Origin of the sequence: Parasutterella muris, from assembly GCF_009767915.1 — a bacterium.
Taxonomy (GTDB): Bacteria; Pseudomonadota; Gammaproteobacteria; order Burkholderiales; family Burkholderiaceae_F; genus Parasutterella; species Parasutterella muris.
Genome location: NZ_WSRP01000009.1, coordinates 60,904 through 80,993 on the forward strand (window position 1 = coordinate 60,904; position 20,090 = coordinate 80,993).

Annotated in this window: 26 protein-coding genes; 2 read left to right on the forward strand and 24 right to left on the reverse strand. The window is 42.9% G+C overall.

What is annotated here, in order from left to right; all coding sequences use genetic code 11:
• Nucleotides 1-3 precede the first annotated feature (3 nt).
• The 24 genes from E5987_RS04120 to E5987_RS04240 form a co-directional block, all read right to left on the reverse strand.
• Nucleotides 4-273, reverse strand: coding sequence for a hypothetical protein (locus tag E5987_RS04120; protein WP_160334827.1), 270 nt, complete (start codon nt 271-273; stop codon nt 4-6).
• 89 nt (nt 274-362) lie between these two features.
• Nucleotides 363-713, reverse strand: coding sequence for a hypothetical protein (locus E5987_RS04125; RefSeq protein ID WP_160334828.1), 351 nt, complete (start codon nt 711-713; stop codon nt 363-365).
• 76 nt (nt 714-789) lie between these two features.
• The gene (locus E5987_RS04130; RefSeq protein ID WP_202074542.1) at nt 790-1,251 is read right to left on the reverse strand and encodes a hypothetical protein; all 462 of its coding nucleotides are present in this window, start codon (nt 1,249-1,251) and stop codon (nt 790-792) included.
• Nucleotides 1,252-1,390: 139 nt separating this feature from the next.
• Nucleotides 1,391-1,987, reverse strand: coding sequence for an HK97 gp10 family phage protein (locus tag E5987_RS04135; protein WP_160334830.1), 597 nt, complete (start codon nt 1,985-1,987; stop codon nt 1,391-1,393).
• A gap of 2 nt (nt 1,988-1,989) precedes the next feature.
• Entirely contained in the window at nt 1,990-3,015 is a 1,026-nt protein-coding gene (locus E5987_RS12910; protein ID WP_202074543.1) for a hypothetical protein, read from the reverse strand.
• Nucleotides 3,005-3,454: a phage tail terminator protein gene (locus E5987_RS04145; RefSeq protein ID WP_160334831.1), complete on the reverse strand. Its 450-nt coding sequence runs from the start codon at nt 3,452-3,454 to the stop codon at nt 3,005-3,007. The genes E5987_RS12910 and E5987_RS04145 overlap by 11 nt, the downstream gene beginning before the upstream one ends.
• Entirely contained in the window at nt 3,447-3,809 is a 363-nt protein-coding gene (locus E5987_RS04150) for a hypothetical protein (RefSeq protein ID WP_202074544.1), read from the reverse strand. The genes E5987_RS04145 and E5987_RS04150 overlap by 8 nt, the downstream gene beginning before the upstream one ends.
• Entirely contained in the window at nt 3,809-4,474 is a 666-nt protein-coding gene (locus E5987_RS04155; RefSeq protein ID WP_160334832.1) for a hypothetical protein, read from the reverse strand. The genes E5987_RS04150 and E5987_RS04155 overlap by 1 nt, the downstream gene beginning before the upstream one ends.
• Nucleotides 4,474-5,550 (reverse strand): hypothetical protein, encoded by a 1,077-nt coding sequence (locus E5987_RS04160; protein ID WP_160334833.1) that lies wholly within the window; start codon nt 5,548-5,550, stop codon nt 4,474-4,476. Before E5987_RS04160 ends, E5987_RS04155 begins: the two co-directional genes overlap by 1 nt.
• The gene (locus E5987_RS04165; RefSeq protein WP_160334834.1) at nt 5,547-6,050 is read right to left on the reverse strand and encodes a hypothetical protein; all 504 of its coding nucleotides are present in this window, start codon (nt 6,048-6,050) and stop codon (nt 5,547-5,549) included. Before E5987_RS04165 ends, E5987_RS04160 begins: the two co-directional genes overlap by 4 nt.
• A 62-nt stretch (nt 6,051-6,112) precedes the next feature.
• Entirely contained in the window at nt 6,113-7,003 is an 891-nt protein-coding gene (locus E5987_RS04170) for a major capsid protein (RefSeq protein WP_160334835.1), read from the reverse strand.
• Nucleotides 7,004-7,217: 214 nt separating this feature from the next.
• A complete protein-coding gene (locus E5987_RS04175) occupies nt 7,218-8,060 on the reverse strand; it encodes a DUF6651 domain-containing protein (RefSeq protein ID WP_160334836.1) in 843 nt (280 codons plus the stop codon).
• 32 nt (nt 8,061-8,092) lie between these two features.
• A complete protein-coding gene (locus E5987_RS04180; protein WP_160334837.1) occupies nt 8,093-9,778 on the reverse strand; it encodes a hypothetical protein in 1,686 nt (561 codons plus the stop codon).
• A 2-nt stretch (nt 9,779-9,780) separates the two neighbouring features.
• Entirely contained in the window at nt 9,781-12,345 is a 2,565-nt protein-coding gene (locus tag E5987_RS12915) for a phage terminase large subunit family protein (RefSeq protein WP_202074545.1), read from the reverse strand.
• On the reverse strand, nt 12,345-12,581 hold the full coding sequence (locus E5987_RS04195; protein ID WP_160334838.1) for a hypothetical protein: 237 nt from the start codon (nt 12,579-12,581) through the stop codon (nt 12,345-12,347). Before E5987_RS04195 ends, E5987_RS12915 begins: the two co-directional genes overlap by 1 nt.
• Nucleotides 12,578-13,252, reverse strand: coding sequence for a helix-turn-helix domain-containing protein (locus E5987_RS04200; RefSeq protein WP_160334839.1), 675 nt, complete (start codon nt 13,250-13,252; stop codon nt 12,578-12,580). Before E5987_RS04200 ends, E5987_RS04195 begins: the two co-directional genes overlap by 4 nt.
• A gap of 41 nt (nt 13,253-13,293) precedes the next feature.
• Entirely contained in the window at nt 13,294-13,689 is a 396-nt protein-coding gene (locus tag E5987_RS04205) for a LexA family transcriptional regulator (protein ID WP_160334840.1), read from the reverse strand.
• Nucleotides 13,689-14,606 carry a hypothetical protein gene (locus tag E5987_RS04210; protein WP_160334841.1) on the reverse strand — a complete coding sequence of 306 codons (918 nt, stop codon included), beginning with the start codon at nt 14,604-14,606 and terminating at the stop codon, nt 13,689-13,691. The genes E5987_RS04205 and E5987_RS04210 overlap by 1 nt, the downstream gene beginning before the upstream one ends.
• Nucleotides 14,607-14,807: 201 nt before the next feature.
• A complete protein-coding gene (locus E5987_RS04215; protein WP_160334842.1) occupies nt 14,808-15,086 on the reverse strand; it encodes a thioredoxin family protein in 279 nt (92 codons plus the stop codon).
• Nucleotides 15,076-15,762, reverse strand: coding sequence for an ATP-binding cassette domain-containing protein (locus E5987_RS04220; RefSeq protein WP_160334843.1), 687 nt, complete (start codon nt 15,760-15,762; stop codon nt 15,076-15,078). The genes E5987_RS04215 and E5987_RS04220 overlap by 11 nt, the downstream gene beginning before the upstream one ends.
• 26 nt (nt 15,763-15,788) lie before the next feature.
• The gene (locus tag E5987_RS04225; protein ID WP_160334844.1) at nt 15,789-16,253 is read right to left on the reverse strand and encodes a hypothetical protein; all 465 of its coding nucleotides are present in this window, start codon (nt 16,251-16,253) and stop codon (nt 15,789-15,791) included.
• A 3-nt stretch (nt 16,254-16,256) separates the two neighbouring features.
• The gene (locus E5987_RS04230) at nt 16,257-16,913 is read right to left on the reverse strand and encodes a ParB/Srx family N-terminal domain-containing protein (protein ID WP_160334845.1); all 657 of its coding nucleotides are present in this window, start codon (nt 16,911-16,913) and stop codon (nt 16,257-16,259) included.
• A complete protein-coding gene (locus E5987_RS04235) occupies nt 16,879-17,064 on the reverse strand; it encodes a hypothetical protein (RefSeq protein ID WP_160334846.1) in 186 nt (61 codons plus the stop codon). The genes E5987_RS04230 and E5987_RS04235 overlap by 35 nt, the downstream gene beginning before the upstream one ends.
• Nucleotides 17,048-17,695, reverse strand: coding sequence for a ParB/RepB/Spo0J family partition protein (locus tag E5987_RS04240; protein WP_160334847.1), 648 nt, complete (start codon nt 17,693-17,695; stop codon nt 17,048-17,050). Before E5987_RS04240 ends, E5987_RS04235 begins: the two co-directional genes overlap by 17 nt.
• 139 nt (nt 17,696-17,834) lie before the next feature.
• Here E5987_RS04240 and E5987_RS04245 point away from each other — a divergent pair, with 139 nt between their 5' ends.
• Nucleotides 17,835-19,286 (forward strand): DEAD/DEAH box helicase, encoded by a 1,452-nt coding sequence (locus tag E5987_RS04245; protein WP_160334848.1) that lies wholly within the window; start codon nt 17,835-17,837, stop codon nt 19,284-19,286.
• Between the two features lie 71 nt (nt 19,287-19,357).
• Entirely contained in the window at nt 19,358-19,852 is a 495-nt protein-coding gene (locus E5987_RS04250) for a hypothetical protein (protein ID WP_160334849.1), read from the forward strand.
• The last annotated feature ends 238 nt before the right edge of the window (nt 19,853-20,090 follow it).

Below are 20,090 nucleotides of genomic sequence, written 5' to 3' on the forward strand. Positions count from 1 at the left end.
CGCCTATTTTTTATTATTTTTGTTTTGTCTGCGAATAGTGCGTTTCAAGTCATCAATCTGATTACGATTCAAACGCTCACTCATTGGGTCAATTTTTACTTTTTGAACTTCACCAATTTGAAGCACGAGGCTATCCCTTAATTGCTTGACCCCTTCTCCTCCTGCCATGCCCGTTGCCACCGCAACATGCTGAATGCTCAAACTCCGAACATCAAAAGAGGCTTGAATTCTTTCGATATTTGAAACTAGCGTCCAAAAAAAACGAATCGGCAAGGAAAGCAATTCCTTATAGCCGATTCCATAGAAGTGCATCACCCGACAAAAGAAGTATCCGAAATCGATACTTTCAATTGTCGGTGTTGTTACTTTCCCGCTTCAGTCGTACCTTCTTTTGCTTCGGCCTCAACCTTTTCATCTTCGGTCGATTCTTCGTCAGCGTCGTTTCTAATAAAACGAATGATTGTTCCTAACTGGACAGCTGATGCTTGCAACAGAACTTCTTCGGAAATGTCGGGAATAAACTTTCTAATTAAAGCAATCATTGCTCCAATCTGTTCTTGAACCGTGTCAATATTTGCAGTCTGTTTTTCAAACTCGGCGATTTCTAAGAAAAGCTGCACGCTAGTTGCTTTTACAGCATATTTTTTTCTATTCAGAATGATCTCTTTTTTTACAAGAGGAGCAATTGTGTCAATGTTTAAAAGTTTTGTCATTGTTTTTGAAAAGGTGAGATTAAGAAAATGCGCAGATTGCCCTTTTCTTTCTTATTATCGCAATCCGCACATAACACTATGCAGTGGCAGTAATATCTCCCATGGCAAATAACCTGCCTCTGTCATCGGTATAACCTTTGAACGTGACGGGAAAAATCTTTTCCTCATCATGTTTGTAGCTAAATTCAACAGTGCCCGAAGTTGCACACTTGTACAGAACAAAATCGTCCTCTCTTTCCCATGTTTCGTTTGTTACGGGATGCAGAACTAATTCTTTTGCAATGTCCAACATGCTTGTGCCTGATGCCGTAGGGACTTCAATTCTTCTTTTTGAGGTATCTTCAAGATCAACTACCAAAGAAGCGCCAGGCATAATCTGAATGGCATTCTCCAGAGTTGTTTCTGCAAGAGGGACTGTTACTTGAACTCTTCGAGATGTAATGAAATCGTTGACTGGCGTGTCACCGTATTGATCGACATTTACCTCGTGTGTTTCAGTAGTGATAGAAACATCCACACCGCCCTTGGTATATCCCAAGTCAACGCCTCCGAACATTACTCGACAAACGCCTAACTTGATGTTTCTTACATCAGATGAACCAGCCATTATTGTTATTATGTAAAGCTATTTTAAGTAAATGATTACTTATTTTAATGGATAAAAGGGTGATTGTCAACTAAAAGCGTTTCTGCTTTTTCATAATGACAAATCTCTCAATGGTTTTTTCAATGGCTTCGACAACACGTCTTTTGATTAGACCGCTCTCGTTAACCTCTTCCATCGCCCGATACATAAAAGCGCCACCGACATCGATACCACTGGATGCTTGCTTGGCCAGAGATTTAGGACCTAAACCCCAGAGCTTATTTGTGCCAGGCATTGGCCATTTTTCAGTTGTTCCCCATGGCAGATACTCATGCACAAGCATTGCGTAGTCGCCCACTCTTTTGTTTCCTGCCATGGCATTGATATCAACGCCGATAGTCCAGGCATTTTTATTAAATCTGCTTTTCGAATCTCGGCCTTGTTTGCCATAAGCACCCTGACCAACAGACTGAAAAGTAATGGCGTCTTCAAGATTGTATTCATCTACTGGCGCCATTCTTTTAGCCATCTTTGCAACTTTCTTGGCTTCGCTTTCAAGTTGTGCACGAGCAGTGCGAGTCGTGTCGCTTTCGAGACGCTCTATTGTTAAATACAAAGACTCCCAACCCTTCTGATTTTTATAGGGATTGCTTCCTCTACTGCCAGTATATTTAGGAGCCTTTGCCATACTTAAGCGTTAACAACCTTTGAAGTGTCAATGACGTAATACGTCAAATCACCTTCATCTTCGCCGCCCTTAGTCCACTGAAGCTGAATAACAACGTCCGCCATACCGTTTTCAGTATGATCGACGTACATTGTGAAGCCCTGTTCACCGTTGTAAACGTTGTCTTCAAGGGCATTTACGCCACCAAGTGTCGCTTTAGCCCCCTTAGCATACTTAAAGCCATCTACTCCGTCAGGAGCAACCAGCGCAAATCCAACCCAGTGACCGAGTCTGTTCTGACCGTTTTCATGATTGACTAGATCATTAGCGGTAATTTCAACTTTAACCTGCTTGCCGCCATCACTCTTAGCACTCACTGCATAGTCAGTACAAAGGTTTTCATCCGCTACTGTTTCAGAAGCATCGTGAAGAATAGCGGCAAAAACATTATTGACAGGTGTTGTGTAAGTGGCGGCAGGGTTAAAATTTTCAGAGCCCTCATCAGGAGGAGTCTGACCGCTGGCCATAGCGGTAACATCGCCCATTGCAAAGAGCTTACCTTCTTCATCAGGATAAGCTTTAAATGTGCAAGAGAAGATGCGTTCTTCGTCAAGGTTGTAGCTGTAATCCATCTGGCCAGGAGTAGCGGCACGATAGATGATTAAATCATCTTCACGATTGTCGTCTGCGTTTGCAATTGGATGCAGACGAAGTCTCTGAGCATAATCCATCAGAGAAAGACCTGTGCCAGTCGGCACATCAACGTAGCGCTTAGTTGTGTCTTCAGCGTCAGTTAAAAGCTGAGCACCAGGCATAATTTTGACTGCGTTTTCCAGAGTTGTTTCCGCCAGAGGGACTGTCACTTCTGCGGTACGAGCCGTGATGTATTCGTTAATTGGTGTATTGCCGAGCTGATCGACGGTTACTTCATGAGTTTCTGTTGCAATAGAAACGTCCACGCCGCCTTTCGTATAGCCCAAGTCTTCTTCTTTGTCTCCGAAGTAAACACGGCACACGCCAAGTTTTACATTTTTTGTATTACTTGCCATTTTTTCTTCTTTTTATCTTAGTTGTTGAAATAGAGTTGTTTTCTTCTTCTGAAGAAATTTCGTCATAGATAATTCGCATGTTCACTGAAAATTCACGCAAATTACCGTTTGACAAAGGAAAGACCATCGGCGACGTGATAGGTCGGCAGATACGAACGTTCATATTGCCAACCACTGTCGGTTGCTCGATGTACAACGAATCAGTTGCCTTTTGGAGCATCTCTTGTCCAACTGCATGATTCGCCGCTCTGACAATGAGACGAAAAGTCGCTTTCATGAAACCTGGAAGCTCATAATCAATCTTATCGCCTGAAATTGATGAACGCAGAACGGTGCCAGTGGATGAGTCTGAGGGCAAAGTGTCTACAAAAATGTCTTTTGCGCACTTTCCACATCCTTTCTCTTCCATTCTTTCAGCGAGGGCTAAAAAATCAATCATCGTCTGCTTCGTTCCAAATTTTGCAAAGCGCTTCAGTATGATCGTGTTCGCCACGAATACTAAAGCGAACGTGCAACCCAATAATTTTTAATCGAAGTCCTTTAAACTCAATCAGATCATCAATGTCAGCCTCGGTATCTTTTTCAAGAATTAACCAATAGTCGGCTGTAATTTCTTGGGCGTTACCTCGTGAAGCTGAAGAATCTGCTCGCACTGAGGATTTTGTTGAATTCTTTTTTGCTTTGAGAATTGCACAGTTTTCTGTGATTCTTCGCTCGACGTGTTTTTGCCCGTAAATGTCCATTGCGCCCATCTTCACAATGATGCAACGTTGATTCGGAACAAAAAGCGTCATTACTTTGCTCCTGCAATCCAGTTATTTGAACCGACATGAAAGACAAGTTTACGAATAACGCTGTCTCTATCTTTCAAGTCAGTACGTTTAATTGCGGTCTTTTCAAAAGGGGCAGATGCAAGGTCGACCGTGAACAATTTCGCTTCTGGATTTTCCTCAACAATCATATCGAGAAACGTCTGATAGGCAAAATCTCTATGGTTGACATAGAAGGCTCGACAAGCGTCAAGTCTTGCCCCTCTTTTGCTTCTAATCGTCCATTTAATTTCTGTTGATCTTTGCTGAGCTAAAAGCCCGAAACCGCCGTGGGCCTCAAAGAGATGGTAAATATCAAGACTGCCAAATTTTAATGCGCTAAGAAACGTCGCTTTATTTGCTTCAAAGAACCTATTTTCCTGCTCATACAGCGTTTCTAAGTCCTTTGCGTCTTCAAATGGATACAGTAAATCACCTTCAGTTAGCAAATCAAGAGCAACTTGTTTTCTCTGCTCAAATTCGATTTCTGCTTTCTTAATGACGCTTGGAGTAATGGGAACATTCGAGCCACGAATGCTGAAAATCACCGCCTCAAGTGATTTTAAAAACTGCTCATAAATGTTTGTTTGTCTCTGAGCATACAAATCTGCGTCTTTAGGAAAGTAGACACCAAGAATTTTATCTGTCATTAACTTCTTCCAAGTTTTTTGCCTGTTGATAAGTAGCGGGCCAAGTAGCTCATTGCACGAGAAGAAACTGCCGTCTGAGCTGGAAGTACACTTGAGAACATCTGTTTTACTTCGCCGATAGTTTCAAGAATTAAACCCTGTCGCCTTCTATCTGCAATTGAATCAACCGTCAATACGTCGTCCGCTTCTGCAAGTTGAGCTTTCATCAAAGCATCTTTGAACTTCTGCGGGAGCTTTTCAAAGTCTTCAGGCTCTAAATCTTCAAGTTTTACTGAGTCGCCATAGACTCCGAAAATGTCACCAACTTTGACTGATCTCGGTTTCCCTGCGGCTTGAACGACATAATCTTGTTTGGACATATCAAGCTGTACAGTTCCGAAGTTGAAATTCAGTCTGCAAATATGAGCTTTAGCTTCCATCAAGGCCGAGATTCTCTGACTCTGCGGCATCAAATCCCAATTGCTGAGCTTTGACATATCCATTGCCAGTCTCTGAGCTTGACGATAAGTCATGAAAGAGTTCACGCCGACAACAAGCGGGTCAGCAACGGTCAGTCCATATACATATTCGAGATTGAGAACGCCACCGCTTTCTGTCGTAACTTTGAGACAAATGATTCGGATATCACGACACACTTCTTCTGCCAGAGTGTTAATTTCGCCGTCAGTAAGAATGACTACTTCAGAGATGTCTTCAGGCTCTTCTACAGGCTCATCTTCTGTTGGTTCGTCTTCCAAAGGAGGCTCTTCGTCACCCGCATCTTCCGTCTCATCTACTTCAACTTCGTCGCTTTGAGCAGAAATGTCTTCTGAGGGTTCTTCGGGTTCTGTAGACTCTTCAGGCTCTGTAGGTTCTGTTGGTTCCTCAGGCTCTTCGGGTTCTTCAGGCTCAACTGGCTCTACAGGCTCGGGATAGTCTTCGCCATCAGGAACATAAATCATCGGACCAAGAAGCTCATTGTTTTCCGAATCAATAATTCGATAAACAACCGACTTTACTCCGACAATTGGGTTTCCTGCGTCATCTTCTAATGCGATGACAGACTCAACTGTGTTTCCCGAGATGTATACGTTCATTCTTTGCCAGCTACAGCGTATATTTTGTCAAGAAGTTTTCTGATAGAGGTATCTCGAATGCCTAACGGGGCGGCAATATCTCTTAAGCCGTTAATGCCCTTTTTGTCAGCAATTTCTTCCAGCTCTTCACGTGTGTAACGAACAATCACTTCAGGAACTTCTTCAGCAGGAGGCAGAACTTCAACAACCGTCTTTGTCGTTGCTTCTTTCGGTTTTTCTTCATGACGAATAAACACGGGGTGTTCCGCATCATTGCCGCCAACAACTTCTGTTCTTACAAACACATCGGCAGTTACACGTCCAATTGGAGCTTGAATTGCTGAGTTATCAACAATACGAGAAACTTTAGAATCGTCTTCCCAAGCGCAAGACATAATCGCCGAGAGTTTCACTGCTTCGTTCTGAGTGACGTCTCTAGCGGATACGCCTTTTACAAAGGGAATGGTTAAAAGATGACCTGTATAGTTTTTCAGACCATCTTGCGTCAGTTTCAGTTTCATACTGCTCATTCAAATAAAGGCGGGAAGTTTCCCGCCCTTTTCATTGGATAACTTCTTAAACGTTAGGCGCCAGCGCCGATCTGAACGTTCTTAAGGCAGGCAAGACTCTTAGTGGACTTAAGAGCAAGGCCGCAATACCATTTCAGACGTGTACGAATAGCGTCTTTGTTCTGAACAGTGCCAAGATTTTCAACGACGATACCAGCGTTATCGCCACCAAACAGACCATGGAGACCATCCAGTTCGTTTGCGCGAATGGCATAAATCTGGCAAGTTCCGTCTTCGCCCATCGGGATAAACTCGTTCATGAGAATCGGCATTCCCTGATGAACCAGCATCGGATGACCGAAAGCAGGAAGCATCTGCATTACAGCGTCAGTGCCAGAAGTAGCACGAAGAATCTGACGATAAGCACGAATTGTCGGACGGTTCATAACCAGAATATCCGCACCATTCGGTACTTTATCCAGAAGTTCGTCAAGCATTGCAAAGTTAAGAGCAGAGGCTTTACCGTCAATTGTCTGATCGGATGTAACGAGTTTTGCCACGCCGTCAAACTGTTTTGCGTTAACGGCAGAGTCGCCCTGAATCAGCACCTTGCTGAATTCACGACCCATACCTTTTGCCTTCTTAGCAATCTGAATGGCAAGCTGATTATTGTGATCAGACTGTGTTGTCTGAAGGAATTTATCCACGTCAACGTCGCCAATCAGAATACGAAGTTTGGCAACAACTTCAGTGAATGTAGAAGCAGATTCGTTCACGACTTCATTTGGGTCTAACCAATCTGCGCCAGCAAGTGTGTTTTCACGGTTGTAGACATAAGCCTTGCCGTTAACACGAGTAAAAGGAAGAACGGAGAAAAGATCGTCCCGTTCAATAATTTCGTCAATTACGCCAGAAATAAGCTGATTATTAGAAAGCTTTTCGGACTCAGCACGAAGTAAAGGCATTTTTATTATTTTCCTTAAAAAGACTTGTTTGGTCTTTGCCTATTTCGCTTTAGGTCGAGACTGATTTTTCAGGGTCAACACCTGAACAGACTGTGGTCTAAATCCGTTCAGAAGTAGACCCTGTGTGAAAGAATTATGCGTCAGCATAATTATAGGGTAACTATACCACAAAACATTTAATTTGTCAAGTGGTATAGTTGATTTTAAACAAAATTTATTTAATTAAGCTAAGACCCTTAAGAATCTTATCCTGTGCAGTTGTTCCCTGCTGAGGTGGTACAGCAGAACTCATCTTTGAAGAAGAACCTGCGCCAGCTTTCATTTTCGATTTCATCATAGATTCTGCATCGGGGTCGGCTTCAACAATCTTAGCCAATGCCGCATCAAATGGAAGATTGTTCCCATACTGATCAATGTAAGCGGTGCGTCCCTTCTGTCCGCGAGGTTTGTCGTAGCCGACAACCTGACCGTCAACCAGATCAAAGTATTCGCCATAGACAATGCGTGTTTTGCTCGGTGTCAAAACAAGTTCTTTAGCGATGTACTGAGAGTTGTTGAACTGAGCGCCGATAGTCAGCTCAACAATCTGTTTCTGACTGGATTCGTACTGAGCACTGACTTCGCTGAGCTTTTTCTGAATTTCGCCCATTGCTTTGGCGTGGTCTTCGCTCATCTGTTTTTTGAGTTTATCCCATTCGCCTTTCGCTTCGAGTTCTTTCTTCTGCTTGTCTTCCTCTGCATGAATCATGCTTGCGAGTTTTTCCAAGCCACCGAGACTTTCAATTGCTTCAACAGTCTTCTTGAGTTCAGCAATCTCAGCCTTAGCAGAGGTCAGCTCCTCTTTCTTCTTCATGATGTCTTTGAGAAGTTTATGATCGGCTTCGCTCATGCCATGCTTCTGTTCATCAGTTTTTTTGGTTTCGTCAACCTTAACAGGCTTTTCCTGTTTGGCAGACTGAGCTTCCTCAACTGTAGTCTGCGCATTCTGAGTTTCAGAAACTGTTGTTTCAGAGGAAGTACCGTCGCTTCCAGCAAAAATCTTAAATTTTGTAGTCATTGTTTTCCTTGTCGATTCTCTTCGACTTTTTGTTATTCAGTATCTTTGGTAACTTGCCCTTGACGCCTATTGGCTATGGGACGTTTTTCATCAATTGCAGAACCGTCTGCATCTCTCGTCGCATCACCTCTTCCGCTCTGAGTCTTATAGATGGTGTGCGTCGGGTCTCTTAAATTATTAGAAGCTGTTCTGAGTGTTGGAGAGTTGTTCATCAAATCTTCAACGGAAAGCGGCCATTCTTTTAACTCGCTTTCGATTTTATTTCTCACTTCCTTCTTCAAGAGGGGGAACAGTTTTGTAATCAATGAGCGCATCTGCTCACGCCGCAAGGTGTCAGGAGCATCAATCAGCATCAAGCGAGAGGCAATGTCGAACTCGTCATAAAGTCCACGAGTATCAAAATTGTCGGGATAGCACACGATTCTCTTGTGGTCGCTAGCCTCGCTGTCAACTGCTTCACCGCACCAAAGTGCCACAATTTTGACAATCTTGTTTTCAATCACTTCAAGACTGTCCGCCTTTGCTGTAAGCAAGGCATTCACACGTTCAAAGTCGTATGCTTTCGCCACGCCTGAACTGTTATCTTTACTCACCGCATTGTCTTTGTTCGTTCTTTCGCTTGAGAGACCTACAGTGTGATAAATCTCGCTGACAATGCGATTCACAACTTCTAAAATCAACTGAGCCTGTTTAGGGTCAGGAGAAATGTATTCAGGGGCTTTAGAAGAACCATCCGTAACATACGTGAAGATTCTCTTAGTGCCCATTTCAATTAGTTTGTCTTGCGCTTCTTGATCTGCGCCGATTGCCGAAGTCGGCATGATTAACTGAGAGAAGGTCTGATCTTGAATGATAGCGTCCAAGTTCGACAGATAGTTGGCGGTAGCCCTATCTAAGAACGCAATGTCATTCAGCATACTTGGAGAGCCGTATTCTTCGTCAGACAAAAGATTGTCGGCAAGAACTACAGGGACCATGCCCAAATTGTGACTTCCCTGATCGATCAGCTCAACTGCGCCACGTTTATTGGTTGAAAACAGCATCCAGGCTTCTTTTGTCCATAGACGATATTGAAAGCTTTCTTCGCCGCTGGACTTAAACGGGTCGTCGTCATCACGAACCGCTTCACGAATCAAAATCCAACGCAATTCGCCCGTATTATCAAAAGAATAGTCAAGCATCTGTTGCGGCGTGACGATGTATGCATAGGGATGAACCTCGTTCTTTCTTTCATCAGCCTTAGACAAAACGCCCTCAGTAACGCTCTCGTTATCGATGACGATACCAATGCGCCCGTAAATTGACGTATTCTTAGCAACCTGCTTTGCCAAATCGTTGATATCTGCGCCAAATTTTGTCGATTTCTTCCAAAAGTGCTTCACACATTCGGGAGCATCTTCGCTTCGATCGACATTCTGCTTGAACAGATACTTTGTGACCAAATCCACCACTTCACGAGAGTGGTTGAATCTATAGGCCCTTTCCTGTCGATCTTCAAAGTCTTTTGTGCCCTCTTTGATGTATTTGAAGATATTGTCTTCAAACCACTTTCTACCACCGTGGTACGTGTCTTCAAAGAAGTTCCAGTCAATCAGTCTTTCTTCGTACTGAGGATGTCTTCGGGAAATGAGACGCTTATAAGGATTATTTTCGTTGGTTGTCGTAGCTTGCGGGTCAATGTAAGTTACGCTTCCAGCTTGTTCAAAATTATTAGTCATTTTTACCTAGAATAGCCAGCAACTTTAAGTTTCTTGAGCGGATACTCGATTTCAATCGCATATCCGAGGGCATCAGCACAGTGTTCAATGTTGGCCGATTTATCAATATCTCTTGAACCCTCGATATAAAGTGTTTGTTCGAGAGCATTAATTAAGTGCGTGCAGGACGGGTCAACAAACAAACGAATCTTTCCCTCTGCACTCATAAGCATTCGGTTTACGCAGTTCACTCTGTCCGCAATCGGCGGATGCTGTCTGCGATATTTGATTCGATCAAAGCCATGTTCCCTGAGAATATCAATATCAGTTTCACCTCGTGCATGCTGTCTTGCGCCGCCCGCAGGGTCAGGGTATAGAGTAATTCTGTCTTGCCAACGGTAATACTTCTGCTCAATAGCCTGAGCCATTTCTTCTGTATTCGATGCGATTTTCACGATTTCGCCTACGGCCCAAAGTTCTCCATTTGCTTGAGGCTGAAGAATTACAGTAGACATTGGGTCAATATTGAAGTCCATGCCAACCCAAATCGGCAAACCTGGATTAAACGGGCATCGTCTAATGTGCACTGCACGGGAAAACGGGTAGTAAACACGCCCCGCCATAGATTCAAAAGAATTGAAGTTGTTCGTCCCATCAGCTAACAGATAAGAATGATCTGGACTATCGACTGTAATGTTCCAGACTTCTTGTTCTTCTGAGAGTTTCTTGTCAAGAATTTCAAGTCTCAGCAGTTGTCTTTCTTCAGACCATCTTGTCTTTAACCATTCACTAATGGCAGGGAAAGAGTGACCTGCGTTAATTTTGCGACCCGCTTTAATTCGGTTATACAGGGCGCTAGCGCCTGAATACGTCAAACCAAGTCTCTTGCCGATGTCCCTAAAAGTCTCGCCTTTTTCGACTCCCTGTAAAACAGTATCAATACGACTTTGAGCCATACATTTTTCGGCTCGAATGTATTGAGAGAACAACCACCCTAATTTGGCTTTTTCATCACAATACACAAACGAAACGTTCTCATAGAAATCTAAGATGCTGTTGGAAGCAATTCTGAGAACGTAATTCGTATGTGTTTTACAGCTTGGAACATTGTTGATAGTAACCGTTGTCTCAATTCCCAAATCTTTCGCCAAGTTCTGCAAACTCTTGAAGAACGTCATTCCGTCAACGCCCTTTAATTTGGCCATCATTAAACAAGGCTGTCGGCCCTTCTTTGTACATGCTCCTAAAACTGTAGGTGTTGCGCCTTCTGCTCCAAAAAGCGCACCAAGATATGCTCTCTTAATACCCTTTGTTCCGTTCTTAATCCATTCGGGAACGTCGAATACCTGAGCCGTCTTCTTGCCCAACGGAGCGCCAAGACTAACGAGCCTTGCAGAATCAGACTGACTAATTTGAATCTGATAACCGCAATCACGTTCAAGCTTAGTCTTCTTCATACAAACCGTTGCGCCTATGGCTAAACCAACATAATTTAAGCTCTGAAGAATCTTGTCTAAATCACTTTCAACGTTGCTATAAAAAGCTCCGCCTAAACGATGATATTCGCTCACTTCTCCGTTAGCTTTGGTGTAACGGTCAGTCTTTTCTACCAAGGTACCGTCGCCAGTGTTGTAGCCAACTAAGGCGGCATAGTGCTCTTCAGGAGTCGTTGGTCTCCAAATAACAGGATTTCGCTCAATGTTATTCAGAACGTCAAACCTCACCTCTTCATTCGCAAACTTAAATTTGTGATGGGCACTTGCTCGAACAACTTCACCTGTTTCAAGAACGGCTGAAATAATCTTCTTCGAGCCAGTCACGCCGACAGCCGTCACATAGCAAGGTACTCTTCTGCCATCATCCTGAAGGTGAACAAGTTCGTCCCACTTCTCAACGTCTTTAATTGCTTTGCTTCCGCCATCCCAAAGTTGAACTTTAGTATTGGGGAGGTGACAAGCCAAAAATTCTTGACGAAATGACTTCTCGTCCATATCTTTTTTGGCCGCTTCTAACTCTGCTAACGGAATAAACGGAGAAGTGAGGGTGGGAAACTGCCAAGACTTCCAATCCTTGGCGCCTCCAGGCTGACCTAATTTGTAGGCCTTATAAAGAACGTTGTAACTTTTTGGAGTTCCAATAAATAAACACCACCCCTTTTTATCGGCTAACGTTGGACGAAGAACCTGAGTCCAGGTCTCTTCTCGCATATCTTGATACTCGTCAAGAATCAATCCGTGTAAGCCGACACCTCGAAGCGAATCTGGCTTATCTGCGCCCTTCAATTCAATTTTTGAACCGTTGACAAGCTCCACCATCATATTGGTTTCATTCATTCTTAAAATCCAATCTTTGGGCAAAGCGTCAAGAAGGTCTCCCCACATAATTTGCTTAGCCATTCGATAAGTCGGAGCCACATACCAAATTTTCTGATTGGGTTTAGTTGCATGGGCAATCATTTCCATACGAGAAAGGTACGACTTGCCCCATCTTCTTCCCGCCACCACAACCCTAAAACGATGGGTGTCTTGATAAACCTCCATCTGTTTGGGATGAAGTGAAAGACTAATTCTTCGCTTTTCTTTACCCATCAAAAAACACCCTTGAATGGATACGTTATCGTCTCAACAAACTCACCAAATAGCGAATCTCTCTTAGAACGAGAACGGGAGTAAGAACAAGAGTAAAGATATGCCTCATACGCTCTTAGGTCACGTTCTATTCTGTCCAACTTCTCTAGTAGTACTCTCTTTTCTTCTTTCTTAGCCAGCTCCATTTCTTTCTGCTTGAGTTCTTCTTCCTTGACCTTCAGTTCTTCTTCTGTCATTCTTCGTCACCTATGATGTCGTCAGGTGCTTGTGTGTCTATAAGATTGCTATTTCTCTGAGCAAATTGTTTGTTCAGTTCTTCATCAGGCAGTTCAAGCGAATCTTCTTCCTGATAATTTCTAATCTGCTCAATCTGATCTGCGGTCAGTTCAGTCAGCACAAGTTCTGGCAGTGCATCAGTATTCTTATCATCTTTATCAAGACCGAGCACTGTCCAGCGTTCAGCCCTTGTTACTGCAAGGGTTTTTGCGGCCAACTCCAAGGCTTTCAAGTTTGCCGCAATTGTTGAAAAAGGCTTTCCGTTTTGTTTGCAAAGCGCTACTTCAGACCAAGTAAGCTTTGCAAGACCCATGGACATTTTGTAATGCTCTTCCTTGGTTTCACGAATGCGAGAAGCAACCAGGGTGGCTTCCTGTTCAGCCATGGTTTTTGCTTTGTTCATGGCTGACTTTTGAACTTCATCAGCTCTTGCGCCCTTAATCAAGCCATGATTTTTGATATATGAGTCCACCACTGGGCGATCTACTCCAAGTTCTTTCGCTATGTCTGCGGCAGTAAATTCGCCAGTGTCGTACAAAGCCCGCAGTCGTCTCTTTTGAGAGGCGTTTAGACTTCTTGACGACGACTTTGATTTTGTCGTCTCTTTAGTTTCTTTTTCTTCGACTTCCATTTCTTATTGTTGTTATTCAGTGTCTCTTCTTTCTTAGAACCCTAAGAAATTTCAACATCGTCGATCAGATCTAAAAGTTCACTCTCCTCTTGAGAAAAAATAAACTTCTTAGCTTGTTCTTCTGTCGCTTTTTCTTCATATGCAAATCCCATATTCGCATAACAATGTTCGCCATAAGGAGTAACGTCAATAAGCTGACACTGACTTTCTTGAAAATTGATTCGAGCAATTTTCACCCCTTCTGGAACTGGAATTTTGGTTAAACAAAGCCTTTTAATCAAATACCGAACAGAAAAAGCAAGCGCGTGAATCGTTGGCTTCCAGGGAAGCGCTTCTGCCAGCTCCTTTTTATAGGGCGGTCTTCCATTCTCTTTCTTGAACTGCTGAATGGTTTCAATTATCACCTTCTGTTTTTCGGTAAGGTGCATGAAAAGCATCAGAGCTTCTCCGTTAAAGTCTTTAGAACCTCAAGGTCTAAAGGCTCGTCCAGGCGATGATGGTCAAAGGCGGAAATTGGGATTCTTTCAGGGAGGTCAGTTCTTCCCTTATCAGGATTAAAGTAAACTCCATACAGAGGAAAAGCGAAAACCAACTGTTGGGTGTTTTTGATTAATTTAGCAACCTTCAAAGAGTCAACTCTTGTTCTGCCACGCAAGCGGTTGTCCCCATTCTTTTCCATTGAAGAATGCTTGTAATAAAAGGTTCGCATCTCTTCAATGCACTTTGCTCGCTCAAACTCGTTCATCTCATTGAGTTCTTGATACACGGCGACAAAATCAGCAGGAATGCAGTTAAACCAGCGTCTAAACCACTTCAGTCCAGCTTCGTAATTGGACGTTCTCTTGGGCGGCGCAAATACAACTCCCGCTTTCTGAGCAAAGGGATTAAAACGAGACATTGAACTCTGAAACTCAACAAAGTCCACGCCAGTCATGCGCATCATGATGTTCTGCATTCTATAAGCAATGCCCACACCACGATACATAGTGTCCAAAACCAATCGGGAATTAGTACACGTGTGATGATTAATCCAAATTGCTCTATGTCGGTTAATCAGTCGATTGTCTCTTCCGTTTGCGTTGGGCTTGAGATGCGTAAACAACTCGTTACGCCCTGCAAGTGTCATGCGAGGAACCGTCATAACTCCAACGCCGATAAGCTGATCGCCAAGCATACAGCGGTAAAAGCGAGGACCAATGCCCAAGACTTCAGCTTTGTAGTGCAAAGCATGAAGTTCATTCCAATCGTTTATGTCGCCCCTTTCAACGTAAATGTGATCTATCAGCGACAAACGAGGATGCTCAGGCACCTTTCGTCTTTCAATAAATGCGTCGGAGTTATCAAGCAAAATCATACGAACCTTCTAACACACCGAAAAAGTACATATGGTGGGACGAGTAGCCAGGCAAGCGCAAAAACAAAGAAAGCGCCAATCGTTCTTAAAATGATGAATGCGGTTAAAACCAGTAGCGCCAGCGGGAATGCCAGCCAAACAAAAAAATTAGTCATAGGACTAACACCCTCCGCTATCTCTATGAATGACGAAACGTATTCTTTATAGTTCATTGACTAAATTCCACTTCTTAAAAAGCTGATCAATCGAGGAATAGGTCTGATGACCGATTACACGATCAACTTCTTTGTCGTTTTCCATTACCAGAATGGTGGGTACGCCCCGAACGTTATGTGCAAGAAACTCTTCTCTGTTCGCATCCATGTCAAAAATCGTCAGCGGAACATCATTGAGATTGGCATAATCCGTAATTAAGGGTTTAAGTGTTCGACATGGGGAACACGTCACACTTGTGAACACGTAAATCTTCTTATTTGTCATCAAATTCACTTTCTACTTTTTTATATTCGTCATCGTGAACGTTTTGAATATCAATTCGCTCTCGATAACGCTTCAAGATATAGATGTCAGGGGCGAGGTCATCAACCAAATCGGTATGCGTGGTGGCAACAATCAAAGTCGCACCACATTTGCGAGCAATTTTTTGCAAATTGAAGGCGATATTTTTCGCTGTGACTCGATCAAGTACCGCTAAGAACTCATCCGCAAACCACACCTGCGCCCCTGACTCGATCAATTTGGCCAATTTGAGTCGATAGCGTTGTCCGTCAGAAAGTTCCTTTGGTTTTCTCAAATAGAGATTAGCGTCTGACAAGCCAACCAGAGAGAAAATCTGGAGCGCTTCACTGACGGTTGGACAAAGTTGATCGATGATCGGTTGATCGGTCATCAAGGTTTTGTCGATGTCCGCTACCTTGAGACCGTCCTGAGTCATGAGCTTTTTCAGCTCATTCAAAATTGTTGATTTTCCAGAGCCTGACTGTCCAGTAATGTAAATCACATCACCGTCTCTCAGCTTCAATTCCAAATTGTCAAAAACAACAAAGTCTTTTTCATCCAGGCCGAGACCAAAAGCTTCTGCAATTTCAAGCACTCTTTCGGTTCTCTCCACTTCGGTCGAAAAATGTTTGTTGATGAGATAAGTTCTTTCTGCCATATCTTGTCTCTGGATACTCATCTTGCTTACTGAACGCTTTTATTGTCGGAATAAAGCTTCAGACTGTTAGCGTCAATAGCGTGCAAATTAATCATTAAGTAGCCAACCAGTTCGGGATTGTCCTGGAAAACCTGACAAAGACCATTTGCGCCCGAAGTGACAAAGTTTTCATCAGTCCATTCGGGCTGAGCGTTCTTATAGCCATAACCGTGATTGAAATGAACTGCATGCAAAATCTCATGCAACAAAGTATTGGCTTCATCAACTTCATTGACCTGATCGTCGATGTAAATTGTCGCCCGCTTGTAATCGGTCATTCCAAATACTTCGCCGTCCATGTTCTTCAAGAAATGTTCGCCATCTGAAATTTTCTTGACTTCGTAATACTGATAACCAATTTTGACCATCTTCGGGAGTTCAGCTCTTACGAAATCCACTTCATCTTCTTCAAGGGATTCAATTTCAGGGGCTGTAGTGTTCTTCTTTGTCATTCTTTATTTAATGTAGTTAGAGGCAAATTCAACAAACGCTTCGGCACCAACTTTCTCAGTAGTACCCTCGACTCTTGCCATGAATCGAGCAACGATTCTTTCTTGTTCGCCCGTAATCGTTTTAAAACCAAGGGCGTCTTGAATCTTGACTGCGGCTTTATCAGTCGCAATAATCTTCTCCTGCGTTTCAGTAGCCTTTGCCTCAATGTCTGCGTAAAGGTCTTCAGAAACTGCTTCGGGCTTAAATTCGCTTAAATCAGCCTCTAAGAACGCCAGTTCTTTCTTGTCAAAAATCCCGCTCAAATCTAAGTCGATACTTGCGATTTCGTTTTGCAGACCGACAGTGTCAAAGTCTGAAATTGCCACTCTGTTGTCCGCAATTCGAGACGCTTTGATTTCTTCATCTGTTAAGTCTCTGCGAACTAAGACAGGCACTCTCTCTAAACCAAGATAACGAGCGGCTTCGCTTCGTCCGTGCCCTTTGATGATTACGCCATCTTTGTCAACAACGATAGGTTGATCAAACCCAAACCGCTTAATGCTTTCAGCAATCTTGCGAATTTGCTCTTCTCCGTGAATCTTCACGTTGTTGTCATAAGGCTTGACCTTCTCAATGGGCCAAAATTCAATCGCCAGTGATGTTCCAGTTGTAGAACTCATGTTCCTTTTCTCTTTCTTCTATTTCTTCTGCGAAAAGTCTTCTGATCTCTTCACGATCTTCGTATTCGTCAGGCGGCTCTAAACAGTCCACACTGACTTCTTTGGGTACTTCAGGCGGCTTTCTGTCGCTCTTTTTATTCTTCTTTTCCATTGCATAAATAGACCAATGCGTCTCCTGCGTTTGTAAGCGAGTCGCTCTCGGTGAAGCCCTGTTCCTTCATGATTCTTTCAATGATTTTCTGAATCTTTCCAGAGTCTTCAATCGGCACCTTAAAACGCATCACGACATGTGTCCGAACAGGTTTTTCTGTTGGGGTTTCTTCAGCAAGCTCTTCTTCGTCAACTTCCAAGTCATCAATCTCAATGGAGCTGTTGGCAAACAGGGATTCAAGACTTTTGTCGGTATAGGGCATGTAAGTAGAGAGATCATCAATATCGCCCAAGCTGGACAGCAATTCCGAGAGTCTGAATGCGTCGTCTTCACCGTAACGACCGTTATCAATCAGCGAGATTTTCTTAGCATCTTCATCACTTAAAGCGCCAAGATTAATAACCGACACTTCTTTTAAGCCAAGTTCTTGAGCGGCTCTCCAGCGATGCTCTCCACCGATGATTTCAAATGAGTCTTCAAACTCTCTTACGAGAATGGGTTTAAACTGACCAAAGCGCTTCAGACTTTCTTTGATCTTCTCTTCATTAGCTGGCGAGACAACATTGGTGTTGTAGGGATTCGGAGTCAGCTGTTCTATTGGAACTTGTTGTACTTGTAAATTGTTCCGCATTAATTAAAGTTATAATAATAAGTAACTGCTTACTTTGTATTATAAGGGTATTATTATTCAAATGTCAAGTAAAAACAACACGATAAAAATAGTTACGAATGCCGTAACTGCAAAATTGATAGACGCTGATAAGAAAGCGATGCTTGAAGTTAACCGCTGTCTAACCTATATGGTTGACGGTTACGAACAAACGACATCCTACAAACTGCACAAATGGGACGGTACAGCTTCTTTCTTCAATTTCTCAAAAGCAACATTCCCTGCGGGCTTCTTTTATTTCGTTGCCGCTAATCTCAGACAAGCAGGTTATGAAGTTCAGCTTTACAAGAAAGCACTACCAAAACCGCTTGGGAAAATGAGACCGAAAATCGGAAACTATGAATATGACCCGAGATACGAGTATCAGTACACAGTGACCGACAAGCTCTTAAAGCATGGTCAGATCATTTGCCGAGCGGCGACAGGCTCAGGGAAAACGAACTCAGCCATGATTGCTTTTGCGACAATCAACAGACCCACCCTCTTTCTGACAACTCGTTCCATTCTTATGTATCAGATGAAAGAGAATGTCGAAAACAATCTTGGCATTGATGTAGCTGTCATTGGTGACGGTAATTTCGGTTTTGAGACTGCTGATGGCTCCAAGGTTCTAAAGAGATTTACAGTAGCGACCGTTCAGACGATTCACTCTTATCTGAAAGAGCCAACACCAATGGATAGCCCTCTTGAAGTAGCGACTCAAAGAAAACGTCAAGCGTTTATGAAAAACATTCTTGAGCGCTTTGAGTTTGTCATTCTTGAAGAAGCTCATGAATCTTCAGCGTCGGGTTGGTTTGAGCTACTGAAAAACTGCACAAACGCTTATTATCGACTCGCTTTAACGGGCACCCCGTTTATGAAAGAGTCGCAGGAAATGAATATGCGTCTTATGGCTTCTTCTGGGCCAGTTGCGATCACCGTTACCGAAAAACAACTCATTGACTGCGGGATTCTTGCAACGCCCTACTTTAAGTTTGTGCACCTTCAGCAGAAGCCAAAGATGCTTAATCCCAAAACATCTTGGCAACCTGCCTATCGAATCGGTATTGTTGAGAATGAAGAACGCAATCAAGCCATAATTTATGAAGCACGACGAGCGATCAATCACGGTTTGACTGTAATGATTCTCTTTAAGCAGATTGCTCATGGAAAAGTCCTTAAGCAAAAACTTGATGCGCTTGGCATTTCCAATGAGCTTCTTATTGGCGCTGATGACCAAGCAGAAAGAAAACGAGCCATTAATCTTCTTAAAGAAGGGAAAATCAAAGTCTTGCTTGGCTCAACCATTCTTGATGTTGGGGTTGATGTTCCCGCTGTCGGTATGGTTATTCTCGCAAGCGCAGGAAAAGCAGAGATTGCGCTAAGACAGAGAATAGGTCGGGGTCTGCGTGCAAAGAAAAATCAAGCTAACATTTGTTTTGTGGTTGACTTTGATGACCCATTTAATAAGTATCTGAAGAATCACGCTCAGCAAAGAAAAGCGATTATTCAGCATACAGAGGGTTTCAAAGAACATATCGTTGAAGATTTTGATTATTCGCTTCTGAAATAAGATTGTTCAACGTCTTTTGACAAACGGCGCTATATTTTGAAGAGTGTTATTTTCAGAATTATGGTGAATTTATGAAAATCAGCAGAAGAAAAAGCAAGCTTCAAAAACAACGATATGTCGAGATTCCTTTAATCAGCAGTGACAAAATCTCTGACATCAAGAATGTCGAGTGCATGTTGGCTATGAAGAAGCTCTTCAGAAAGCTAGGCGTCAATGATAAAAAACAATGGGCAGTCACATGCGCCACAGATGACTCGCTATTACCAGAGGTCCGCAAAAACATGTGGCTTGGTTACTACAAGTGGTTAAATTATTTTTATGGCTCAGGCATCTACATCGTTAAACCAATTAAAGAACTGCCTCAACATTTAGACTCTACTCAGTACATTGCAAGAATCACGCAAAGAGAAGACGGCAAGTACGATTTCTTTTTCTCCAATGACGAAAAAGTGACACTAGACAACCTTGACGATGTTGAATTTATCGGAAAAGTTCAAATTTTTAAAACTGAAGAAGAGCTAATTCCATTCTGGATGTCTAGCAAAAAGAACGTCGCTATAGAATAAAGGTGAGTTGGAAAATTTAGAAAAAGAAATGCCATTTCTCAAAACACCAGCGGCTTTGAGGGGCATATCGTTGAGGATTTTGATTACGGCTTTCTCAAATCATAAATCTTCAACTATTTAAAAACTGTATCTGATCGATTGTTTTCGTCTATTCTTAAGCCTGTCTTGTCCTGAAAAAAGTTGACTACTTAGGGAGTCAACAATGAAAGTTGAAGAACAGATATCTACACTAATGAAA